Source organism: Streptomyces sp. NPDC058683, assembly GCF_042716195.1.
GTDB lineage: Bacteria > Actinomycetota > Actinomycetes > Streptomycetales > Streptomycetaceae > Streptomyces.
Genome location: NZ_JBHXSK010000078.1, coordinates 1 through 20,776 on the forward strand (window position 1 = coordinate 1; position 20,776 = coordinate 20,776).

Consider the following 20,776-nt stretch of genomic DNA (forward strand, 5'->3'; position numbering starts at 1 on the left):
GTGGTCGCCGGTGACGTCTTCGCCTCCGAGGACCGGCTCGGCACCTGGCGTCATCTGCTGGTGGCGGTCCGCTCACCCGCGCGGATCTTCGTCGCGAAGGCACTGGCCAGCCTCACCGTCATCCTGCTGCTGGTGGCCGGACTGGCCGTCTCCAGCGCGGTCGGCGGACTGGCGGCGGTCGGCAACCAGCCCCTGGTGGGACTGGACGGGCATCTGCTGACGCCCGGGGACGCGGCCGTCCATGTCCTGCTCGCCTGGATCGCGGCCCTCGCACCGACCCTCGCCCTCGCCGCGATCGGACTGCTCGGGTCGGTCGCGCTGGGCCGCTCCCCGATGGGGCTGCTGCTGCCCCCGATCGTCGCGCTCGCGATGTCGGTCGTCCAGATGCTGCCGCTGCCCGTCGCCGTGCGCCTGGCCCTGCCCACCTACGCCTTCATCTCCTGGAACGGCCTGTTCACCAGCCCGGCCCAGCTCGCCCCGCTCCTGACCGCCGTCGCGGTCAGCCTGGTGTGGGCAGTACTTGCGACCGCACTGGCCTATGTGCTGTTCGTGCGGCGCGACTTCACCAACCCGGCCTACGACGGTTCCGGGCGCCGCGCGATCACCCTCGGCGTGCTGCCGCTGGCCGCGCTGACCGCCGTCACCGTCGCAGCGGTCGCCGTGGCCACGCCGTCGACGGGCTCCGGGATCGGGCAGGACAAGGTCCAGCGGTCCCTGGCCACGGTGTTCGCGCATCTCTACCGCCTGCAGACGCAGGAACTTCATCGACCCGCCGTCACCGAGGCCCAGTTGCGGGCCACGGCGGCGTGCACCAAGAGCGACGGCCAGGCCGCCCAGGAGGGCGCGGGGAACGACTGGCGTTGCGTTGTGAGCTGGCATCTGCCCGGAGTCGCGGTCACGGGGACGGCGATCTACCAGCTCGACATCACCTCGGACGGGCGGTTCGTGGCGGACGGCGACGGTCCCAAGGAAGTCAACGGTTACTTCCTGGTGCGGACCCCGACCGGTGACGCCCCGAATCCGCTGTGGCAGTTCGACGGCAACGTCGAACTGCTTGACACCCACTGAAGGGAACAGTTCCGTGCAGGTAACCCGCCAGCGTCGGATCAACGAGAACAGACAGATCAACTTCCTCGGCCGGCGCGTCGGCCGCCGGGCGCTGCTGGTGACGGCCGGTATCACCGTCGCCCTCGGCGTCACGGGCACCGCGGTCGCCTCGACGTACCAGTTCGGTACGCAGCAGGTCGGCCAGACCACCGCCAACGGCCAGGTCGTCTCCGCCGACCAGTACATCAACCCCTACGGCAGCCGTACCGTCATCAACGACGGCAAGATCATGTCGTCGACGGTCAGCCCGGACGGCACCCACCTCGCGGCCTCGGTCACCGACGGTGACGCGGCCCTGGTGATCGTGGACCTGGCCACCGGGCAGGTGAAGCAGAAGGTCGGCACCAACGCGGCGGACGACCTGCGCATCAGCAGCGGCGCGGTCGGCCAGGAGGGCCCCACCTACTCGCCCGACGGCAAGCAGCTGTGGCTGGGCCAGGCGAACGGCTACACGAAGTTCGCCGTCAACGCGGACGGCACCCTCGCGAGCCCCACGGCCGTACCGATCGCGGCCGACGGCTCCAAGCAGGCGCTGGTGGGCGCGGCCGTGTTCTCCGCGGACGGCTCCACCGTGTACTCCGCGGTCAACGGCCAGAACAAGGTGGTCGCGATAGACGCGGCGACCGGCACGGTCAAGCAGACCTGGGCCGTCGGCAACGCCCCGCGCGGTCTCGCCCTGGTCGGCGGCAAGCTCTACGTCAGCAACGAGGGCGGGCGTCCGGCCAAGGCCGGCGACACCACCATCAACTCCTACGGCACCGACGTGGTCGCCAACCCGAAGACCGGCGCCTCCACCACCGGCACGGTCAGCGTCATCGACACCTCCGACCCGGCCGCCGCCGTCGGCACCATCGCCGTCGGCCTGCACCCGACCGCGGTGTACGCGAGCAAGGGCGCGGTGTTCGTCACCAACACCGCCGACAACAACGTGTCGGTCATCGACAGCCGCAAGGACAAGGTCGTCCAGACCATCGCCACCCAGCCGTGGCCCGAGGCGTCCGTCGGCTACGAGCCCAACGCCGTGACGCTCACCGACGACGGCCGGCTCCTTGTCACGCTCGGCCGTGCCAACGCCGTCGCCGTCTACCGCTACACCTCCCCGCAGCAGCCCGCCCGTTACGTCGGTCTGCTCCCGACGGACTACTTCCCGTCGGGGATCACCGCGCTCGGCAAGAAGATCGTCGTCGCCAACACCCGTGGCGTCGACGCCCTGCGACCCGACGCCGCCGGCCACAACACGCACGACACCACGTCGAGCCTCACCCAGTTCACGCTGCCGAGCGACCAGGTCGTCAGGTCCGAGACGGCCAAGGTGTTCAAGCAGAACGGCTGGACGTCCAACTCGGTCAAGACCGCCAAGGGCAACAGCCACAAGAAGGCCGTCCCGGTCCCGAAGCGGATCGGCGACCCGTCGACGATCAAGCACGTCTTCCTGCTCGTCAAGGAGAACCGCACCTACGACCAGGTCTTCGGCGACCTCCCGCAGGGCAACGGAAACTCCGCGCTCACCCAGTTCGGCGCGAACGTGACGCCCAACCAGCACGCGCTGGCCCAGCAGTTCGGGCTGTACGACAACTTCTACGACATCGGCACCAACTCCGCCGAGGGCCACAACTGGCTGATGCAGTCCGACAACCCGGAGTACACCGAGTCGTCGGCCGGCGAGTACACCCGCAGCTACGACACCGAGAACGACGTCCTCGGCCACCAGAAGACCGGGTTCATCTGGACCGGTGCGCAGGCGGCCGGCAAGTCGGTCAAGGACTTCGGCGAGTTCCAGTCGCTGGAGACCAAGCCGGCCGGCGCGAACTGGCAGAACCTGTACTGCGACAGCAAGAACATGGCCGCGACCGGGGCCCAGACCGCCTACCCCATCAAGACGGGCTCGGCGATCCCCTCGCTCAACGACGTGTCGGTGCAGGGCTTCCCGCTGTTCGACCTCGACGTCCCGGACATCTACAAAGAGCAGATCTGGCAGCAGGACTTCGAGAAGAACGGCCCGGCGAACCTGAACATGTTCTGGTTCTCCAACGACCACACCGGCGGCCCGGCCAACGCCGCCGCCGAGGTCGCCGACAACGACCTCGCGGTCGGCCGGATGGTCGACAAGATCACGCACAGCAAGTACTGGAAGGACTCGGCGATCTTCGTCGTCGAGGACGACTCCCAGGCCGGCCTCGACCACGTCGACGGCCACCGCGCCCCGGTCCAGGTCATCAGCCCGTACGCCCAGCACGGCACGGTCGACGACCACTACTACTCGCAGATCACCATGGTCCGCACCATCGAGCAGATCCTCGGGATGCACCCGATGAACCAGCTCGACAGCGCGGCCACCCCGATGTACGGGGCCTTCACCCACAAGGCGGACGACACGCCGTTCACGGCCGTCCCCAACCGGACGTCCCTGACCCTCGGCGTGAACCCCCAGCCGTCCTGCGGCTCGGACACCCCGGCGGCCCAGGACACCAAGGCGGCGGCCGCGCCGACGACGGTCTCGGTGCCGGCGGCCGAGAAGACGCTCGCGGCGCAGTGGAAGACCTGGGCGTCGCACCAGCGGCTGACCGGCCCGAACGCCGTGCCCGACTACGCCAATCCCACCCAGATGAACCGCTACACCTGGTACCAGACCCACAACTGGACCAAGCCGTACCCCGGCGACAAGAAGATCTACACGCCGGACGACGTACCGGGCGCCTACCTCCCGTCCTCGGAGAACGACGGCTGACAGCCCCCGCGGTCATGTGCGGGGCCCCCGGCGGGCCCCGCACGCCCCCTCGCCGGTCCCGTGACGGCTGCCGCGCGCAGGCTGCCGCGCCATGCGCCAAGCTTGCTGCGGAACGTACGCGGAACGTACGACGAGAGGGAGACGTCATGACCGACAAGCCGACCGTGGCCTTGCTGGGCACCGGCATCATGGGCGCCGCGATGGGCCGCAACCTCCTGAAGGCCGGACTCGCCGTCCGCGCGTGGAACCGCACCCGCGCCAAGGCGGAACCCCTCGCCGCCGACGGCGCCCAGGTCACCGACACCCCCACCGAGGCCGTCCAGGGCGCCGACGTCGTTCTGACCATGCTGTACGACGGCGACACCGCCCTGGAGGCCGTCCGCGAGGCCGCCGGCGCGCTGCGGCCGGGGGTCGTCTGGGCGCAGTGCACCACCGCCGGACTCGACCAGATCCCCGAACTGGCCGCCTTCGCCCGCGAGCACGGCCTGGTCTTCTACGACGCCCCGGTCCTCGGCACCCGCCAGCCCGCCGAGGCCGGACAGCTCACCGTCCTGGCAGCCGGTCCCGAAGAGGGCCGGGAGACGGTCGCGCCGGTCTTCGACGCCGTCGGCGCCCGCACGCTGTGGACCGGTGACGACGGCTCCTCGGCCGCCGCGACCCGGCTCAAGCTGGTCGCCAACAGCTGGGTCCTCGCGGCCACCGCGGCGACCGGCGAGGTGGTGGCCCTGGCCCAGGGCCTCGGCGTCGACCCGCACAGCTTCTTCGACCTGATCGCGGGCGGGCCGCTCGACATGGGCTATCTGCGGGCCAAGGCCGGGCTGATCCTGGACGGCGGGCTGACCCCGCCGTCCTTCGCGGTGGACACCGCCGGGAAGGACGCCCGGCTGATCGTCGCCGCCGGCGCGAGCCACGGCGTGCGCCTCGACGTCGCCGAGGCGGCCGCCGAACGCTTCGCCCGCGCCGCCGCCCAGGGCCACGCCGACGAGGACATGGCCGCCGCGTACTTCGCGAGCTTCGACGGCAGGTAGCCGGTCACCCGGAGCCCGCGCCGACGTGACGGCCCGGCCCTGTGAGGAGCACCCTGGAAGCAGCGATTGCGGAGGTGGTCCCCATGATGCAAACCGCTGTGGGATGGCACGTCGAGATGGAGTTCCTGGAGGACGACACGCACACGCGCGCGGTGGCCATGGTGCGCCTGCCCGACGGCACCGAGGTACGGGCGCACGGGCATGCGAGCCGTCATGACTCCGACAGCAATCAGCCCAGAGTCGGTGAGGAGATCGCGGGAGCCCGCGCTTTGAACGAACTGGCCATGCAGCTGCTGAGCAAGGCGCACGGCGAGATCGACGCGGACTCCGGACGGCACTCGCACCCGATCAACGTCTGAGGGGCGCGAGGGGCGCGGGCGGCGTGGGCGTGCGCGGTGTGAGCGCGAGGCGCGGGCCTTAAGCGCGAGGCGCGGGCATGGGCGTGTACGCGGGGCGCTGAGGCGTGTGCGTGGGGCGCTGGCGTGGGCGCTGAGGCGCGTACGTGGGCGCTGGGGCGCGTGCGGCGGCTACGACAGCGCCGTGCGCACCGCCCGCACCAGCGCCTGCGCCCGTGGGTCCGCCGTCACGCTCTTGCGGAAGCCGTTGGTGACATAACCGAAGGCGATGCCCGACTCGGGGTCCGCGAAGCCGAGCGCGCCGCCGCGGCCCGGGTGGCCGAAGGAGGTGGAGGAGAGCAGCGGGGACGCGCTCCCGTGCAGCATGTAGCCGAGCCCGAAGCGGGTGGAGATGACCAGCACCCGGTCCGGCCCCGCCGACTGCTCGGCGCGGGCCAGCTCCACGGTCTCCGGCGTGAACAGCCGCGTGCCGCCGTCGACCTCGCCGATGAGGGAGGCGTAGAAGCGGGCCAGGCCGTCGGCGGTGGCGATCCCGTTGGAGGCGGGGAGAGCGGCCGCGCGGTAGGCGGGGTCGTTCTCGTCCGGAAGCGGGCTGATCGCGCCGAACGCCCGGCGGGTCAGCGACCCGGGGTCGGCGTACGCCTCGGAGACGGCCCGCTTGGGCCGGGTCCGCAGCGCGCCGGCGGTCTCGGGGCCCTCGACGGGCCCGACGCGCCCCACGCGCGCGTGCTCCGTCTCCGGCAGCCCGAGCCACAACTCGGCGCCGACCGGCCCGGCGATCTCCTGCGCGATCCACTCGCCGATCGGCCGCCCGGTCACCCGCCGCACCAGCTCACCGGTCAGCCAGCTGTAGGTCTGTGCGTGATAGCCGTGATCGGTGCCCGGCTCCCACACCGGCGCCTGCGCCGCCACCGCGGCCGCGCCCAGAGCGGGGTCGGCGGCCTCCTCGGGCGTGAGCGGCCGGTTCAGCACCGGCACGCCCGCGCGGTGCGCGAGCAGATGCCGTACCAGCGTGCGCTCCTTGCCGGCCGCCTTGAACTCCGGCCAGAGGTCACCCACCGGGGCGTCCAGGTCCAGCTCCCCGCGCTGCCGCAGAAGCAGCAGCACCGCGGCGGCGACGCCCTTGGTCGCCGAGCGCACGATCTGGGCGGTGCCGTGCTCCCAGGAAGCGTCGCCGGCACCCCCGTCGAAGTCCCGGGCGCCGCCCCACAGGTCGACGACCCGGTGCCCGTCCCGGTACACGGCGACCGCCGCGCCCCGGTCCCCGAGCAGCTCGAAGTTCTTCGCGAACGCGTCCCTGACCGGCTCGAAGCCCTCGGCCACAGTGCCGTTCACGTCCACGTCCGCCACGTCCCTCCTGATCGTCTGCACCCTCGGGGGCAACGCCCTCGCGGGGCCCGCGATTCCTCGGTACCGAGGACCTACGGGCGTGAGCTGCGCCTCAGTGGCGGAGGCGTGCGGTCAGCCGAGCACGATCGTCACGTCGATGTTGTCGCGTGTCGCGTTCGAGTACGGGCACACCTCGTGGGCGGCGTCCACCAGCTTCGCCGCGACGTCCGCGTCCAGGACCGGGAGCGAGACACTGAGCGCGACGGCGAGACCGTAGCCGCGTCGCTTGTTGGGGCCGATACCCACCTTCGCGGCGACCGTGGAGCCGGTCAGGTCGTAGCCCTCGCGGTTGCCGACCAGGATCAGCGCGTTGTGGAAGCAGGAGCTGTAGCCCGCGGCGAACAATTGCTCGGGGTTGGTGCCGTTACCGTCGCCGCCCAGCGCCGGAGGCATCGCGACCTTGAGGTCGATCTGGCCGTCCTGGCTGGTCACATACCCGTCCCGGCCGCCGTGCGCGGTCGCCTCGGCGACATACATGATCTTCGTCGGACGGGTGTCGACGGTGGCGCCTTCGGTCACGGCGGGACCTCCCCCAGGGCGGAAACGATGGTGGGCAACACGGTGGTGTGCAAGTACATCGTGCACAAGGTACCGACCGGTAGGAAGCCCCTGGATTACCAGGGGGTGGAAACCGTGGGTAACGGGGGGCAGGGGGTGGTGAGAGCGGAGGTGGGGCGCGCGATGTTGGGGGCGCGCACGGGGCGCGGGCGCCGCTACGCGGGGCGCGAGGCCGCGCCGCTCGCCCGGTCCGCGAGCACCCGCAACTCCTCGCGCAACCGCGCCACGTCCGCGCCGTCGAGCCCCGTCGTCGTGAGCAGGGCGCCGGGCACGAGCGCCGCGCGCTCCCGCAGTTCCTCCGCGCGCCCGGTGCACGCGACGAACACCGAGCGCTCGTCCCGCTCCGAGCGCTCCCTGCGCACCAGACCCGCCGCCTCCAGCCGCTTCAGCAGCGGCGACATCGTGCCGTAGTCGAGACGGAGCGCGCCGGCCAGTTCCTTCACCGTGGTCTCGCCTCGCTCCCACAGGACGAGCAGCACGAGGTACTGCGGGTAGGTGAGCCCGAGGTCGTCGAGGAGCGGGCGGTAGGCGGCGGTCACGGCGCGCTGCGCGGCGTACAGCGCGAAGCACAGCTGGTCGTCCAGCCGTGGCGTCCCCGTGTCCTCTGGATGCGTCACCCGCCCATTGTCGCGGACGCGGGGACGCGCGGGACGGCCGTCACGGAAACGCGTCAGGCGCCCCCGCGTCCCGCCGTCGCCGCGCGCGGGTCGAAGCCGAACGGCAGTTCCAGCCGGTGGGCGTGCATCAGGGCGTCGTCGGAGAGGAGTTCTCCGGTGGGGCCGTCGGCGGCGATCGTGCCGTCGCTCAGGATCAGGGAGCGCGGGCACAGCTCCAGGGCGTAGGGCAGGTCGTGGGTGACCATGAGGACCGTGACGTCCAGGGAGCGCAGGATGTCGGCGAGTTCGCGGCGGGAGGCCGGGTCGAGGTTGGAGGAGGGTTCGTCGAGGACGAGGATCTCCGGTTCCATGGCGAGGACGGTGGCGACGGCGACCCGGCGGCGCTGGCCGAAGGAGAGGTGGTGCGGTGGGCGTTCGGCGAAGTCGGCCATGCCGACCCGTTCCAGGGCGGTACGCACGCGTGCTTCGAGTTCGGCGCCCTTCAGGCCGGCCGCCGCCGGACCGAACGCCACGTCCTCGCGCACCGTCGGCATGAACAGCTGGTCGTCCGGGTCCTGGAAGACGATGCCGACCCGGCGCCGGATCTCTGCCATGTGCCGCTTGCCGACCGGCAGTCCGGCCACCGTCACCGTGCCGGTGCCGCCGCTCAGGATGCCGTTGAGGTGCAGTACGAGGGTGGTTTTGCCGGCGCCGTTCGGCCCGAGCAGCGCGACGCGCTCGCCGCGCGCGACGGTGAAGTCCACGCCGAACAGGGCCTGGTGCCCGTCGGGGTAGGCGAAGGCGAGGCCGGAGACCTCCAGGGAGGCGGGAGCGGTATTCACAGGGCCCATCCCAACACGCAGACGACAAGGGCGGACAAGGGCAGCGCGAGGGCGTGGGACCACTGCGCCCGGGACGCGGTCACCTCGTCGATGACCGGCATCGAGCCGGCGTACCCCCGGCTCACCATGGCCAGGTGGACGCGCTCCCCGCGCTCGTAGGAGCGGATGAACAACGCGCCGGCGGACTTCGCGAGCACGCCCCAGTGGCGCACACCCCGCGCCTCGAAGCCGCGCGACTCCCGTGCGATCCGCATCCGGCGCATCTCGTCGGTGATGACATCGCCGTAGCGGATCATGAAGGAGGCGATCTGGACCAGCAGCGGGGGGAGCCGGAGCCGCTGGAGCCCGAGGAGCAGTTCGCGCAGCTCCGTGGTGGCCGCCAGGAGGACGGAGGCGGCGACGCCCAGGGTGCCCTTGGCGAGTACGTTCCAGGCGCCCCACAGGCCGTTCACGCTGAGCGAGAGGCCGAGGACGTCCACCCGCTCGCCCTCCGCCACGAACGGCATCAGCACCGCGAAGGCGACGAACGGCACCTCGATCAGCAGCCGGCGCAGCACGAAGGAAGCGGGCACGCGCGCGTGGTGCGCGACGCCCGCGAGGAGCACGGCGTACAGGGCGAACGCCCACATCGCCGTACGCGGAGTCGAGACCACGACGACCACGAAGGCGAAGGCGGCGGCGAGCTTGGTGTGCGGGGGGAGCGCGTGCACGGGGGAGTGCGCGTGCCGGTAGAGCCGGTGGGCGTGTCCTGCACCCATGTCAGAGCGCCCGGGACGGTTCTTCGGCGCCCCGGCGCCTGCGCACCGCCCAGAACACCGTGCTGCCCGCGACGACGGTCACACCGACGCCGATGACGCCCGCGAGACCGCCGGAGAGACGGGCGTCGGAGATGTCCCTGACGCCGTAGTCGGCGAGCGGGGAGTCGGCGGCGGCGTGCTCCTCCGTCTTCACGTCGATGCCCTTGTCGTGGGCGACCTTCTCCAGGCCGTCCGGGTCGGCGGAGGCGTAGAAGCTGACGAACCCGGCGAGGACCAGGGAGGCGGCGAGCCCCGTGATCCACAGCGCGCGCCGCGAGGTGCGCGCTGCCACGGGCGCCGTGGGCGCCGGCTGTGACGGGGGCGCGTCCACCAGCACGCCGTTCACACGCAACTTCAGTCCCTGCCGCAGTTCGCGCGCCCCGTACACCAGGTCAGGGCGTACGGCGATGACGGCGCCGACCGTGAGCGCGGTGATCGCGGCCTCGCCGATGCCGATGAGGACGTGCACACCGATCATGGCCGTGGCCACCTTGCCGATGGACACGTCGGTGGTGCCGCCGATCGCGTAGAGGAGCGTGAAGGCGACGGAGGCGGCCGGGACGGAGAGCAGGGCGGCGACGAAGGAGGCGGCGGTCACCGAACGCCGGGTGCGCGGCAGGACCTTCAGCAGGCCCCGGAAGACGGCGTACGCGACGACGGTCGTCACGATCGCCATGTCGGTGATGTTCACGCCGAGCGCGGTCAGGCCGCCGTCCGCGAACAGGATGCCCTGCATCAGCAGGACCACGGACACGCACAGGACGCCGGTGTAGGGGCCGACGAGTATCGCGGCCAGCGCTCCGCCCAGGAGATGGCCGCTTGTTCCGGCCGCGACGGGGAAGTTGAGCATCTGTACGGCGAAGATGAACGCCGCCACCAGGCCGGCGAGCGGTGCCGTGCGCTCGTCGAGTTCACGGCGGGCGCCGCGCAGGCTCACGGCGAGGGCGCCGGCCGCGACCACCGCGGTGACCGCCGAGGTGGGGGCGTCGATGAATCCGTCAGGTACATGCACCGTTCGATTTTAATATGTTGTTGCGAAGCTTTTGCAAGAGCGAGGGAGTCGTGTATCGCGCCCCGGGACGCATCGGGCGCACCGGGAGCCGCCCGGGAGACGGCTGTCCCCGCAAGCACAATCCGGAATATGTGGGACATTGGAGAAGAAGCGGATGCACAGCTTTCGCAAAGGTAACGGAGCGTAAAGGGCAGTCCGATGTCTGTAGTCGAGCAGTATGCGCGAGCCCACATCGTCACGGACGAGGACGCGCGGGAGGACCCGGGTGCGGTGCCCGTCGTCCTGCGCTACGACCCGGAAGCCGATCCGCGATCGGTGCGTGTCGGCCTGCCCGGGACGGACGAGTGGACGTTCGCGCGAGCGCTGCTGGAGCAGGGACTCAGGGCGCCGGCGGAGTGTGGTGACGTACGGGTGTGGCCGCTGGGGCGGGTGCAGGCCGTGGTGGAGTTCCACTCCGACCACGGCACGTCGGTGGTGCAGTTCGAGTCGAAGGCGCTGCTGCGCTTCCTCCGGCGCACCTACATGGCCACCCCCGTGGCCGGTTAGCGCCGCCTACAGCGACGACCCCAGCTTCAGCAGCGCCGCCACGATCGGCCCGGCCGTGTCGCCGCCGTGGCCGCCCGCCTGGACCACGCCCGCGCCCACCAGATCGCCCTTGTACGCCGTGAACCAGCCGTTCGGCTTCTTCTGCCCGTCGACCTCCGCCGAGCCCGTCTTGGCGCCGTAGTCCGGGCCGAGACCGGCCATCGCCTTGGCGGCCGTACCGTACGCCGCCGTGTACTGCATGACCTCCTTCAGCTCGGACTGGGTCTTCGCGGACATCGTGCGCGAGGCCTTGGCGACGGTCCGGTTGTCGACCGAGGGGGCGACCAGGTACGGCTGGTGGAAGACGCCCGTCTCGACGGTGGACGCCACCGACGCCATGTTCAGCGGGTTCATGCGCACCCCGCCCTGCCCGATCAGCGAGGCGCCCATCTGCGCGCCGCTCTGCACCGGGACCGAGCCGTCGAAGGTCGGGACGCCGATGGCCCAGTTGTTCATGCCGAGGCCGTAGACCTGCTGCGCCTCGGTCGTCAGGTCGCTGTTGGACAGCTTGGGCGCGAAGTTGATGAAGGCGTTGTTGCAGGACGCCCCGAAGGCCAGCTTGAACGTGCCCTTCTTGATCTCGGAGTCGTCGTCGTTGTGGAACGTCCACCCGGCCAGCTTGTACGTCTTGGGGCAGGGATGGGAGGCGTCCGGGGTGATGAGCCCCTTCTCGAACAGCATCGTCGAGGTGACGATCTTCATCGTGGAGCCGGGGGCCAGCGAGCCCTGGAAGGCCACGTTGAAGCCGTGGCTGGAGTTGGCCACGGCGTAGATCTCGCCGGTCGACGGGCGCATCACGACGACCGAGGCGTTCTTCTGCGTGGTGACCTGCTTCTCGGCGGCCGCCTGGAGGGTCGGGCTGAGCGTCGTCCTCACCGTGCCCGGCGTGCCCTTGCTGAGCTCCAGGACGGTCTTGTCGGACAGCTTCGCCTTCTCGGACGCCTTGCCGCGCACCACGCGCAGTTCGACGCCAGCCTTGCCGCCGGCCTTCTTGCCGAACTTCTCCCGCAGCCCGTCCAGGACCGTGCCCAGCGACGGGTACTTGGCGGTGGTGATCTCCCCGCCGTCACGGTCCAGGGCCTTGATGGGCGGGGTGCCGGACTCGCCGGTGGCCAGGGTGTCGCCGTCCGCGAGGTCCGGGTGGACGACCGCGGCGTGCCAGTCGACCACCGGCTTGCCGTCGCCGGCGCGCCGGACGACGCTGAACGAGGAGTCGTACGACAGCGGCTTGCTGACGCCCTTGTACGACACCGTCGCCTTCACGGAGAACGGGACCTTGGCGCCGGTGCGCGTGCCCTCGGTGAGCGTGACGTCCTTGACGTGGGCGTTCTTGGCGTAGCCGGTGAGCAGCGTGATGCAGGCCTTGGCGTCGTCCGTGACGGCGGCGGCCCGCGTGACCTTGCCCTGCTGCCAGGACGTCAGGAAGGTCCGCGCCGTCGTCTGCACCTCGGTCGCCGACAACGGCCCGGTCTTGACGGGCTTGGCGGCCGGCGCCTTCGACGCCGCGTCGGCCGCTCCGCCGCCGTAGAGCGCGTAGACGCCGATGCCGGCGCCGCCGACGACGACGGCGATCATCCCGCCGATGACGGCGGGTCTCCTCTTCTTCCGCCGTTCGACGACGCGCCTTCTCTTGCCCACAGCTCAGTCCCTCCGCGCACTTCCCCAGGGCCCCCGCCGCCCCGTAGCCCTCACGCTCCCCAACGACGGCAACAGCCTAGAGTCCCGGCCTGTGCGAGTGACTTCAGCCACCGATCCGTAGCACTCTTGCGACAATAGGACCGGCGGCGTCGATGCCGTGCCCGCCGTCCTGGGTCATGGCCGCGGCCGCGACGTCATCGCGGTAGCCGGCGAACCAGCTGTTCGACTTGGACTGTCCGTCGACCTCCGCCGAGCCCGTCTTGGCGCCGATGCTGCCGCGCAGCCCGCTCATCACCCCGGCCGCGGTGCCGCTGGTGGCGGTGCGGTTCATCATGGAGCGGAGCTGGCCGACCGTATTGGCCGACAGACCCTTGGCGGTGGCCAGTTCACGGCCGTCCAGTTTCGGTGAAACGAGCACCGGCTGCCGGAAGGTTCCCGTCATCGCGGTCGCCGTCACCGACGCCATGTTCAGCGGGCTCAGCTGCACCTGGCCCTGGCCGATGAGGTTGGCCGCGGTGTCCGGGCCGCCGGAGGCGGGGACACGGCCGTCGAAGCTCGGGATGCCGACCTTCCAGTCGTTGCGTCCGAGCCCGAAGCGGTCCTCGGCCTCCTTGGTGAGCGAGTCGACCTGGACGGAGTCCGCGTACTTCACGAACGCCGTGTTGCAGGACCGCGCGAAGCTGTCCGAGAGGGTGGCCTTCAGATCCGGCTGAAGTCCCTTGAGGTTGCTGAAGGTCTGGCTCTGCCAGGTCGCGGTCGGCGGGCAGGGCGCCGGGCCGTTCATAGTGGTGATCCCGTTGTCGATGAGGGTGGCCGCGCTGATGATCTTCATGGTGGAGCCGGGTGCCAGCTCGCCCAGGAAGGCCGCGTTGAAGCCGTCCTCACGGTGGTTGGCGACCGCGAGCACCTCGCCGGTGCTGGGCTTGACGGCCACCACCGACGACTCGGCGTACTTCGTCACGGCCGACTCGGCGGCGGCCTGCACGCGCGCGTCGAGCGTCGTGGGCAGCTTGCCCGCCTTGCCCGCCGCGAGGGTCAGCAGGGTGGTGTCGGCGGACTCCTGGGACGCGTGCTGGATCACCAGCTCCACGCCCGGGGTGCCGCCCGCCTTGTCGCCGTAACGGCTGCGCAGCTCGTCCAGGATCGGTCCCAGGGACGGGTACTTGTCCTTGCTGAGGACCGTGCCGTTGCGGTCCACGGCCTCGATCGGCGGGCTCGCCGCCTCGCCGGTGGCCAGCGTGTCGCCGCGTCTGAGCTGCGGATGGATCACGGACGGCTGCCAGTCGACGAGCGCGCGGTGCGTGGTCTCGCCGCGCACGACCGTCAACGTGCTCTTGTAGGCGAGTGTTTTCGACTTCCCGTCGTAGGACACCGTCCCCTTCACGCTGAACGGCACGGTGGCTCCGGTCGCCTTGCCGGGCGTGATGTGCACGTCCTTGATGTGCGCGGTGGCGCTGAAGGAGGTGAGCACCGGTTCGGCGTCGGCGGAGTTGTTCGTGTACGACGCCGCGGTCACCGACTCGCCCTTCTCCCAGGCCGCGAAGAACTTCCGCGTGGTGTCCCTGACCTCGCCCGTGGTGGGCGGCCCGGTCCGTACGGCCGGTGTGCCGCCGCCGTCGTCGCGCAACGCCGACAGCACGTTGTAGGCGCCGTATCCGGCTCCGCCCACCATCACGGTGCAGACGCCGCCGACTATGGCCGCCTTGACCCCCTTGCGCATGGCGCGAATCCCCTCCCCGTGCACTTTCGCCGCATTTTGTGAACGCGTTCAAAAGCTTGTTTTGATGCGCACTGTAGGCGGTTGTGAGGGCCCTGTGTCAGATGTTGACTAATTGTTGTCTGAACAGAGATCAGGGATGTGGCTCACACCCAGGTATCGAGCCACATACGTGAACGCCAGGAGTCGATCGGAATCGCCGTGCCGGTGTACAGCGGCCAGAAGTAGATGAAGTTCCAGACGATCAGCAGGACGAGTACGCCGGCACCCGACGCGCCGATCAGCCGGCGGGTGTCGCTGGAGCCCGGCGGGCCGATGATCGCGCCGATCATCATCGCCACCGCGAGACACAGGAACGGCACGAAGACGACGGCGTAGAAGAGGAAGATCGTGCGCTCCTGGTACATGAACCAGGGCAGGTAACCGGCCGCGATGCCACAGGCGATGGCACCCGCCCGCCAGTCACGGCGGAACGCCCACCGCCACAGGACGTACAGGATCGCGAAGCAGGCCGCCCACCACAGCAGCGGCGTGCCGAGCGCCAGCACCTCACGCGCGCACTTCTCCCCGGCGTTCGACGGGCAGCCGTCCGCACCGGGGGAGGGCGACTCGTAGAAGTACGACACCGGGCGGCCCAGCACGATCCAGGACCACGGGTTGGACATGTACGTGTGCGGCGACGACAGCCCGACGTGGAAGAGGTACACCTCGTGCTCGTAGTGCCACAGGCTGCGCAGCCAGTCCGGCAGGAACGTCCAGTCGCCGCCCTTGCCGGCGGTGGCCGCCCAGTTGCGGAAGTAGCCGCCGCTGCCGTCGGTCGGGGACAGGATCCAGCCGATCCAGGAGGCCAGGTAGACGGCGATCGCCACCGGGACCGTCGCCAGGAACGCGATCCCCGTGTCGTACTTCAGGACCGCCTTGTACGGGTGCCGGGCACCGGCCACCTTGCGGGCGCCGACGTCCCACAACAGCGCCATCAGGCAGAACGCGGCCAGGATGTAGAGGCCGTTCCACTTGGTGCCGATCGCCAGGCCCAGCAGCACACCCGCCGCCCAGCGCCAGGGGCGCCAGCCGAAGCGGAAACCGTCGGCCACGCGCGCGTCGGGGCGGATCCGGCCGTCCGCGTCGGGTGGCAGCGCGGCCGAGAGTCTCTCCCGTGACCTGTCCCGGTCGATGATCAGACAGCCGAAGGCGGCCAGCACGAAGAACATCAGCACGCCGTCGAGCAGCGAGGTGCGGCTCATCACGAAGTGCAGCCCGTCCACGGCCATCAGGCCGCCCGCCAGGCAGCCCAGGAAGGTGGACCGGAACATCCGGCGCCCGATCCGGCACAGCAGCAGCACGCTCAGCGTGCCCAGCAGCGCCGTCATGAAGCGCCAGCCGAACGGGTTGAAGCCGAAGATCAGCTCCCCGAGCCCGATGACGTACTTGCCGACCGGCGGGTGCACGACGTACGCCGCGTCCGCCGGGACCGTGACATGGCCGTTCGCCTGCAGGATCAGATCGTTGGCGTTCTTGTCCCAGTTGACCTCGAAACCGCGGTGGACGAGCGCCCACGCGTCCTTCGCGTAGTACGTCTCGTCGAATATCACCGCCTTCGGGCTGCCCAGGTTCCAGAACCGCAGCAGGCCCGCCATCAGCGTCACAAGGAGCGGGCCGCCCCAGCCGGACCAGCGCGTGATCCGCTCGGCGAGCGCCGGGGGCACGCCCAGGCCGAGCCACAGCCGGGAGCTGGGCTCGGCGTACGGCGGGACCAAGCGGTCGACGACATCCGCGCCCGCGCCGGCGCCCACGGCGCTTCTGCCGCCGGTGGTGTGCGCCGTGTGCGCCGGGCTCGCCGTGTAGCCGAATCGGCGCAGCCGCTGCTGCCACGTCGGCTGCTCGTCGAGCGCTGCCTGGCCCTGCCGGGTGTCCGTGGAGGACGCGGTACTGGTCACCGCGCCATCGTAGGGAACCGTTCTGTGTGAGTCCCGTGCAATGGGGCTTAGAGGTGGTTTCCTTTGCGATCGACGGCCGCGGTTCCCGGGAAAGTGCACTGTGGGACGGTGCTGTCGGTGGCTGCTGCGAGGATGGAGGCGTGACTGGAACCCTTGTCCTCGCAGGCACCCCCATCGGCGACGTCGCGGACGCACCGCCCCGGCTCGCGGCGGAGCTGACCGGCGCCGACGTGATCGCGGCCGAGGACACCCGGCGGCTGCGGTGGCTCACTCAGGCGCTCGGTGTGACGACCAAGGGGCGCGTGGTGTCGTACTTCGAGGGCAACGAGGCCGCCCGCACGCCCGAGCTGGTCGAGGAGCTCGTCGGCGGCGCGCGCGTGCTGCTCGTGACCGACGCCGGGATGCCCTCCGTCTCCGACCCCGGCTACCGGCTGGTCGCGGCCGCCGTGGAGAAGGAGATCCGCGTCACCGCGGTCCCGGGGCCGTCCGCGGTGCTCACCGCGCTCGCGCTGTCCGGGCTGCCCGTCGATCGGTTCTGCTTCGAGGGGTTCCTGCCGCGCAAGGCGGGCGAGCGCCGCTCCCGGCTCCAGGAGGCCGCCGAGGAACGCCGCACCCTCGTCTACTTCGAGGCACCGCACCGCCTCGACGACACCCTTGCCGCCATGGCCGAGGTCTTCGGCGCCGAGCGCCGGGCCGCCGTCTGCCGTGAGCTGACCAAGACGTACGAGGAGGTACGGCGCGGTCCGCTGGCCGAGCTCGCGGTGTGGGCGGCCGACGGGGTGCGCGGCGAGATCACCGTCGTCGTCGAGGGCGCCCCCGAGCGCGGGCCCGAGGAACTCGACGCGGCCGAACTCGTACGGCGGGTGCGGGTGCGGGAGGAGGCGGGCGAGCGCCGGAAAGAGGCCATCGCGGCGGTGGCGGTGGACGCGGGGATTCCGAAGCGGGTCGTGTTCGACGCGGTGGTGGCGGCGAAGCGCGCTGACGGGTGAGGGCGGTTGCGGCAGCGCCGTCGTGGTTGCTTTTGTGTAGTTGTGTGCAGGCGGGTGGGGGCTGGTCGAGTAGCTCCCCGCGCCCCTGACGGGGTGCCTTCGGACCCGGGGTTGGGAAGGGGGCGCGCCTTGATCCTCGAGCACGTCGCTCTTGTTCTGAGCATGCGCCCCTGACCTGCGGTGATGCGTCCTCTGAGCGGGGCGCGTCTCCTCTGAGCGCGCGCCCCACGCAACGGTAAAGCAAGGGCGGGAAACGCAAAGCCCAGCCCTATGCGACAAGGCCGATTTGGCAAGCAGACTCCAAATCGCCTCCAACACTCGGCAGGTCCGTCGCATTCGCGCCGGTGAAGGCGTCCACTGGTCAGCAGGGACGCACCCGTCCCTCACCTCCATGGGATTCCGGGGGGAATCCCGACAACCGGGGTGCTTGTCCAGCGGACAAGAGGAGCTGGCATGAGTGAGATCGCAGGGCAGACGGGCCTCCGCGGTGCGGCCACAGCCGTCGTTCACGAGTCGTATTCGTTCGCCTGCATGCGATGCGGGCACGGCTGGGAGCAGTCGTACGAGATAGAGCACCACACGGACGCGGAGAACCACGAGTTCGTCATGTATGTGGCGAACGGCCGGGTCGTCCCGTCCCCGCTGAGCCGGCCCGCGTGCCAGAACTGCGACGGCCATGTCCTGCGGATCATGCGCGCGGGGCAGGTCTCGTCGGTGCACAGCGCGGCCCAGCAGGCGTCCCGGCGGCCGGTGCAGGGCGGCCGGGCCGAGGAGGCCGAGACCGGGCCGGCGGCGGCGACGGAGGCCTCCGCGCAGGTCAAGGCGCACCACCACTGGCACCTGTCCGATCTCCTGCATCCGTTCCAGCGCAAGGCGAGCTGACCCGGGCGCGGGTCCGGTGGGGTGTGCCCCTTTCGTAGGATCGGGGCATGCCTTCGAACGCCTCCGCGAACGTGTCCGCCGCGGCCGACAAGAACGCGGCGCCGCCACTCCCGGAACCCCTCCGGGTGCCGGTCGCCGACTCCCACACCCACCTCGACATGCAGTCCGGCACGGTCGAGGAAGGCCTCGCGAAGGCCGCCTCGGTGGGCGTGACGACCGTCGTCCAGGTCGGCTGCGACCTCAAGGGCTCCCGGTGGGCGGCCGAGACGGCGGCCGCGCACGCGAACGTCCACGCGACGGTCGCCCTGCACCCGAACGAGGCCCCGCGCATCGTCCACGGCGACCCCGACGGCTGGTCCCGGCAAGGTGCCCGCACGGCGGGCGGGGACGCGGCCCTGGACGAGGCGCTCGCCGAGATCGACCGGCTGGCCGGGCTGCCCCAGGTGAAGGGCGTCGGCGAGACCGGCCTCGACTACTTCCGCACCGGGCCCGAGGGCAAGGCCGCCCAGGAGCGTTCCTTCCGCGCCCACATCGAGATCGCCAAGCGGCACGGCAAGACCCTCGTCATCCACGACCGCGACGCCCACGCCGACGTGCTGCGCGTCCTCAAGGAGGAGGGCGCCCCCGGGCGGACGGTGTTCCACTGCTACTCCGGGGACGCCGAGATGGCCGAGGTGTGCGCCCGCGAGGGCTACTTCATGTCCTTCGCCGGCAACGTCACCTTCAAGAACGCCCAGAACCTCCGGGACGCGCTCACCGTCGCCCCGCTGGAGCTGGTCCTCGTGGAGACCGACGCGCCCTTCCTGACCCCGGCTCCGTACCGCGGACGGCCCAACGCCCCGTATCTCATTCCGGTCACGGTGCGCGCGATGGCCGCCGTACGGGGCATCGACGAGGACGCGCTGGCGACGGCCCTGGGCGCGAACACGGCCCGCGCCTTCGACTACTGAGGGTGTATCGATCGTAACTGACGTATAACGCTCGCTCGGGCACGGCTTGGGCCCGATCGCGACCGTGCGTAGTCGTGCCGCTTTGGAGAGTGACCAGTGCTCCGCTAGGTTCTGGGGGCCCGATCCGGACCCGTCTGGCCCTCTGGAGCGTGTCGGCGTGAGCACATCGCAGTACGAGACGTTTGAGGCGTACGACCCCTACGGTGCGCCGGGGGCGCACGGTGGAGGTGGCGCGCACGGGGAACAAGGCGCCTACGACGCGCCTGTGGCGACCGGCGTGCACGACGCCGTGACGCAGGGATACGGCGTGGCCGCCTACGGGGGTGACACGTACCGGCCGGCGTACGAGGTTGCGGCGGAGGCGGAGGCGGGGGCGCGGGTCGCGCCGGTGGGGCACGCGCAGGCGCAGGCGTACGCGGGTGAACCGGGTGAGCCGGTGCTTCCGCGACAGAGCGGGCGCGTGCCGGAGAGCGGGGCGCGTGAACCGGGAGTGGGCGCCGTGACGGGGCGGCGTGCCGCGCGCCGGCGGAAAGCGCGGTACACCCAGCGCCCGGATTCCGCCGTGCGCCGTCTGCTGCCCCAGGCGCTGGTCGTCGCCTTCCTCGCCGGCGGCACCACCGCGTTCCTCGCCAAGGACAAGGCCATCGAGCTGACCGTCGACGGCAGGCCGCGCGTCCTGCACACGTTCGCGGACGACGTGACCGAACTGCTCGCCGACGAAGAGGTGCGGGTGGGCGCCCACGACGTGGTGGCGCCCGCCCCCGGCGCGGAGCTGGCCAGCGGCGACGAGGTCGCGGTGCGCTACGGCCGCCCCGTGCGGCTCACCCTGGACGGCCAGCGGCGCGAGGTGTGGACGACGGCGCGCACGGTCGACGGGGCGCTCAGCCAGCTGGGAGTGCGTGCCGAGGGCGCGTACCTGTCGGCCTCGCGCTCCCAGAGCATCGGACGCGCCGGGCTCGCGCTCGACGTACGCACCGAGCGCGCGGTCACGATCCTGGCGGACGGCCGGACCCGCACCATCCGCACCAACGCCGCGACCGTCCGCGAGGCCGTCGAGGAGGCCGGGGTCACCCTGCGCGGCCAGGACACCACCTCCGTGCCGCAGGCCGGCTTCCCGCGCGACGGGCAGACGGTGACCGTGCTGCGCGTCACGGACGGCAAGGAGGTGCGCGAGGAGACCATCCCCTTCGAGGTGCGGCGGACGGCGGACCCCACGGTGTTCAAGGGCACCGAGGTGGTCGAGCGGGCCGGGCGGCCCGGGCTGCGCCGGGTCACCTACCACCTGCGAACCGTCAACGGGGTCCGGCAGAAGCCACGCCGCGAGACGTCCGAGGTGGTCCGCGAGCCGCGCGTGCAGCTCGTGAAGGTCGGTACCAAACCGCACCCGGACTCCGTGAAGGGCGCCGACGGCCTGAACTGGCACGGTCTCGCCGCCTGCGAGTCCGGCGGCCGCCCGGGCGCGGTGGACGCCTCCGGGACGTACGGCGGGCTGTACCAGTTCGACACTCACACCTGGCACAGCCTCGGCGGCAGCGGGCGCCCGCAGGACGCGTCGGCCGAGGAGCAGACGTTCCGTGCGAAGAAGCTCTACACGAAACGCGGCTCCACCCCCTGGCCGCACTGCGGGGCACGGCTGCACGGGTGACCGGCGGGCGGGATCCCGGC

Annotated in this window: 18 protein-coding genes; 9 read left to right on the plus strand and 9 right to left on the minus strand. The window is 71.2% G+C overall.

Going from position 1 to position 20,776, the window contains the following annotated elements; translation table 11 throughout:
- The 4 genes from ACFWXC_RS48875 to ACFWXC_RS48890 all read left to right on the plus strand — a co-directional run.
- Positions 1-1,068 (plus strand): ABC transporter permease (locus ACFWXC_RS48875; RefSeq protein ID WP_384490035.1); only part of this gene is annotated, 1,068 nt, incomplete at its 5' end.
- A gap of 13 nt (positions 1,069-1,081) precedes the next feature.
- Positions 1,082-3,835 (plus strand): alkaline phosphatase family protein, encoded by a 2,754-nt coding sequence (locus ACFWXC_RS48880; RefSeq protein WP_384490037.1) that lies wholly within the window; start codon positions 1,082-1,084, stop codon positions 3,833-3,835.
- A 146-nt stretch (positions 3,836-3,981) separates the two neighbouring features.
- Positions 3,982-4,863 carry an NAD(P)-dependent oxidoreductase gene (locus ACFWXC_RS48885; RefSeq protein ID WP_384490039.1) on the plus strand — a complete coding sequence of 294 codons (882 nt, stop codon included), beginning with the start codon at positions 3,982-3,984 and terminating at the stop codon, positions 4,861-4,863.
- An 83-nt stretch (positions 4,864-4,946) separates the two neighbouring features.
- Positions 4,947-5,222 carry a DUF1876 domain-containing protein gene (locus ACFWXC_RS48890; protein ID WP_384490041.1) on the plus strand — a complete coding sequence of 92 codons (276 nt, stop codon included), beginning with the start codon at positions 4,947-4,949 and terminating at the stop codon, positions 5,220-5,222.
- A gap of 168 nt (positions 5,223-5,390) precedes the next feature.
- Here ACFWXC_RS48890 and ACFWXC_RS48895 read toward each other — a convergent pair whose 3' ends face one another.
- From ACFWXC_RS48895 to ACFWXC_RS48920, 6 genes are all read right to left on the minus strand, one after another.
- Positions 5,391-6,560, minus strand: a complete 1,170-nt coding sequence (locus tag ACFWXC_RS48895) for a serine hydrolase domain-containing protein (protein WP_384490102.1) — start codon at positions 6,558-6,560, stop codon at positions 5,391-5,393.
- Positions 6,561-6,680: 120 nt separating this feature from the next.
- Entirely contained in the window at positions 6,681-7,085 is a 405-nt protein-coding gene (locus ACFWXC_RS48900) for an organic hydroperoxide resistance protein (protein ID WP_384490104.1), read from the minus strand.
- Between the two features lie 236 nt (positions 7,086-7,321).
- Positions 7,322-7,783, minus strand: a complete 462-nt coding sequence (locus ACFWXC_RS48905) for a MarR family winged helix-turn-helix transcriptional regulator (protein WP_384490043.1) — start codon at positions 7,781-7,783, stop codon at positions 7,322-7,324.
- Positions 7,784-7,836: 53 nt separating this feature from the next.
- Positions 7,837-8,613 carry an energy-coupling factor ABC transporter ATP-binding protein gene (locus ACFWXC_RS48910; protein ID WP_384490045.1) on the minus strand — a complete coding sequence of 259 codons (777 nt, stop codon included), beginning with the start codon at positions 8,611-8,613 and terminating at the stop codon, positions 7,837-7,839.
- Positions 8,601-9,362: a cobalt ECF transporter T component CbiQ gene (gene cbiQ, locus ACFWXC_RS48915; RefSeq protein ID WP_384490047.1), complete on the minus strand. Its 762-nt coding sequence runs from the start codon at positions 9,360-9,362 to the stop codon at positions 8,601-8,603. Before cbiQ ends, ACFWXC_RS48910 begins: the two co-directional genes overlap by 13 nt.
- A gap of 1 nt (position 9,363) precedes the next feature.
- Positions 9,364-10,413, minus strand: a complete 1,050-nt coding sequence (locus tag ACFWXC_RS48920) for an energy-coupling factor ABC transporter permease (RefSeq protein WP_384490049.1) — start codon at positions 10,411-10,413, stop codon at positions 9,364-9,366.
- A 198-nt stretch (positions 10,414-10,611) separates the two neighbouring features.
- Here ACFWXC_RS48920 and ACFWXC_RS48925 point away from each other — a divergent pair, with 198 nt between their 5' ends.
- Positions 10,612-10,959, plus strand: coding sequence for an SsgA family sporulation/cell division regulator (locus ACFWXC_RS48925; protein WP_384490051.1), 348 nt, complete (start codon positions 10,612-10,614; stop codon positions 10,957-10,959).
- A gap of 6 nt (positions 10,960-10,965) precedes the next feature.
- Here the strand turns inward: ACFWXC_RS48925 and ACFWXC_RS48930 are convergent, their stop codons facing one another.
- The 3 genes from ACFWXC_RS48930 to ACFWXC_RS48940 form a co-directional block, all read right to left on the minus strand.
- Complete coding sequence (locus ACFWXC_RS48930; RefSeq protein ID WP_384490053.1) at positions 10,966-12,636, minus strand: penicillin-binding transpeptidase domain-containing protein; 1,671 nt, start codon at positions 12,634-12,636, stop codon at positions 10,966-10,968.
- 103 nt (positions 12,637-12,739) lie between these two features.
- Positions 12,740-14,356 (minus strand): penicillin-binding transpeptidase domain-containing protein, encoded by a 1,617-nt coding sequence (locus ACFWXC_RS48935; protein WP_384490055.1) that lies wholly within the window; start codon positions 14,354-14,356, stop codon positions 12,740-12,742.
- A 143-nt stretch (positions 14,357-14,499) separates the two neighbouring features.
- On the minus strand, positions 14,500-16,290 hold the full coding sequence (locus ACFWXC_RS48940; protein WP_384490057.1) for a dolichyl-phosphate-mannose--protein mannosyltransferase: 1,791 nt from the start codon (positions 16,288-16,290) through the stop codon (positions 14,500-14,502).
- Positions 16,291-16,430: 140 nt separating this feature from the next.
- On the opposite strand from ACFWXC_RS48940, the gene rsmI reads away from it, so the two are divergent.
- From rsmI to ACFWXC_RS48960, 4 genes are all read left to right on the plus strand, one after another.
- A complete protein-coding gene (gene rsmI, locus ACFWXC_RS48945; RefSeq protein WP_384490059.1) occupies positions 16,431-17,279 on the plus strand; it encodes a 16S rRNA (cytidine(1402)-2'-O)-methyltransferase in 849 nt (282 codons plus the stop codon).
- 453 nt (positions 17,280-17,732) lie between these two features.
- Positions 17,733-18,161: a hypothetical protein gene (locus tag ACFWXC_RS48950; RefSeq protein ID WP_384490061.1), complete on the plus strand. Its 429-nt coding sequence runs from the start codon at positions 17,733-17,735 to the stop codon at positions 18,159-18,161.
- Between the two features lie 47 nt (positions 18,162-18,208).
- Complete coding sequence (locus tag ACFWXC_RS48955; RefSeq protein WP_384490063.1) at positions 18,209-19,111, plus strand: TatD family hydrolase; 903 nt, start codon at positions 18,209-18,211, stop codon at positions 19,109-19,111.
- Between the two features lie 157 nt (positions 19,112-19,268).
- Positions 19,269-20,756, plus strand: coding sequence for a ubiquitin-like domain-containing protein (locus ACFWXC_RS48960; protein WP_384490065.1), 1,488 nt, complete (start codon positions 19,269-19,271; stop codon positions 20,754-20,756).
- The last annotated feature ends 20 nt before the right edge of the window (positions 20,757-20,776 follow it).

Coding starts and splice junctions, on each gene's coding strand:
- ACFWXC_RS48885 (WP_384490039.1), top strand. CDS start 3,982: ATGACCGACAAGCCGACCGTGGCCTTGCTGGGCACCGGCATCATGGGC.
- ACFWXC_RS48935 (WP_384490055.1), bottom strand. CDS start 14,356: ATGCGCAAGGGGGTCAAGGCGGCCATAGTCGGCGGCGTCTGCACCGTG.
- ACFWXC_RS48925 (WP_384490051.1), top strand. CDS start 10,612: ATGTCTGTAGTCGAGCAGTATGCGCGAGCCCACATCGTCACGGACGAG.
- cbiQ (WP_384490047.1), bottom strand. CDS start 9,362: ATGGGTGCAGGACACGCCCACCGGCTCTACCGGCACGCGCACTCCCCC.
- ACFWXC_RS48890 (WP_384490041.1), top strand. CDS start 4,947: ATGATGCAAACCGCTGTGGGATGGCACGTCGAGATGGAGTTCCTGGAG.
- ACFWXC_RS48900 (WP_384490104.1), bottom strand. CDS start 7,085: ATGTATGTCGCCGAGGCGACCGCGCACGGCGGCCGGGACGGGTATGTG.
- ACFWXC_RS48950 (WP_384490061.1), top strand. CDS start 17,733: ATGAGTGAGATCGCAGGGCAGACGGGCCTCCGCGGTGCGGCCACAGCC.
- ACFWXC_RS48910 (WP_384490045.1), bottom strand. CDS start 8,613: ATGGGCCCTGTGAATACCGCTCCCGCCTCCCTGGAGGTCTCCGGCCTC.
- ACFWXC_RS48955 (WP_384490063.1), top strand. CDS start 18,209: ATGCCTTCGAACGCCTCCGCGAACGTGTCCGCCGCGGCCGACAAGAAC.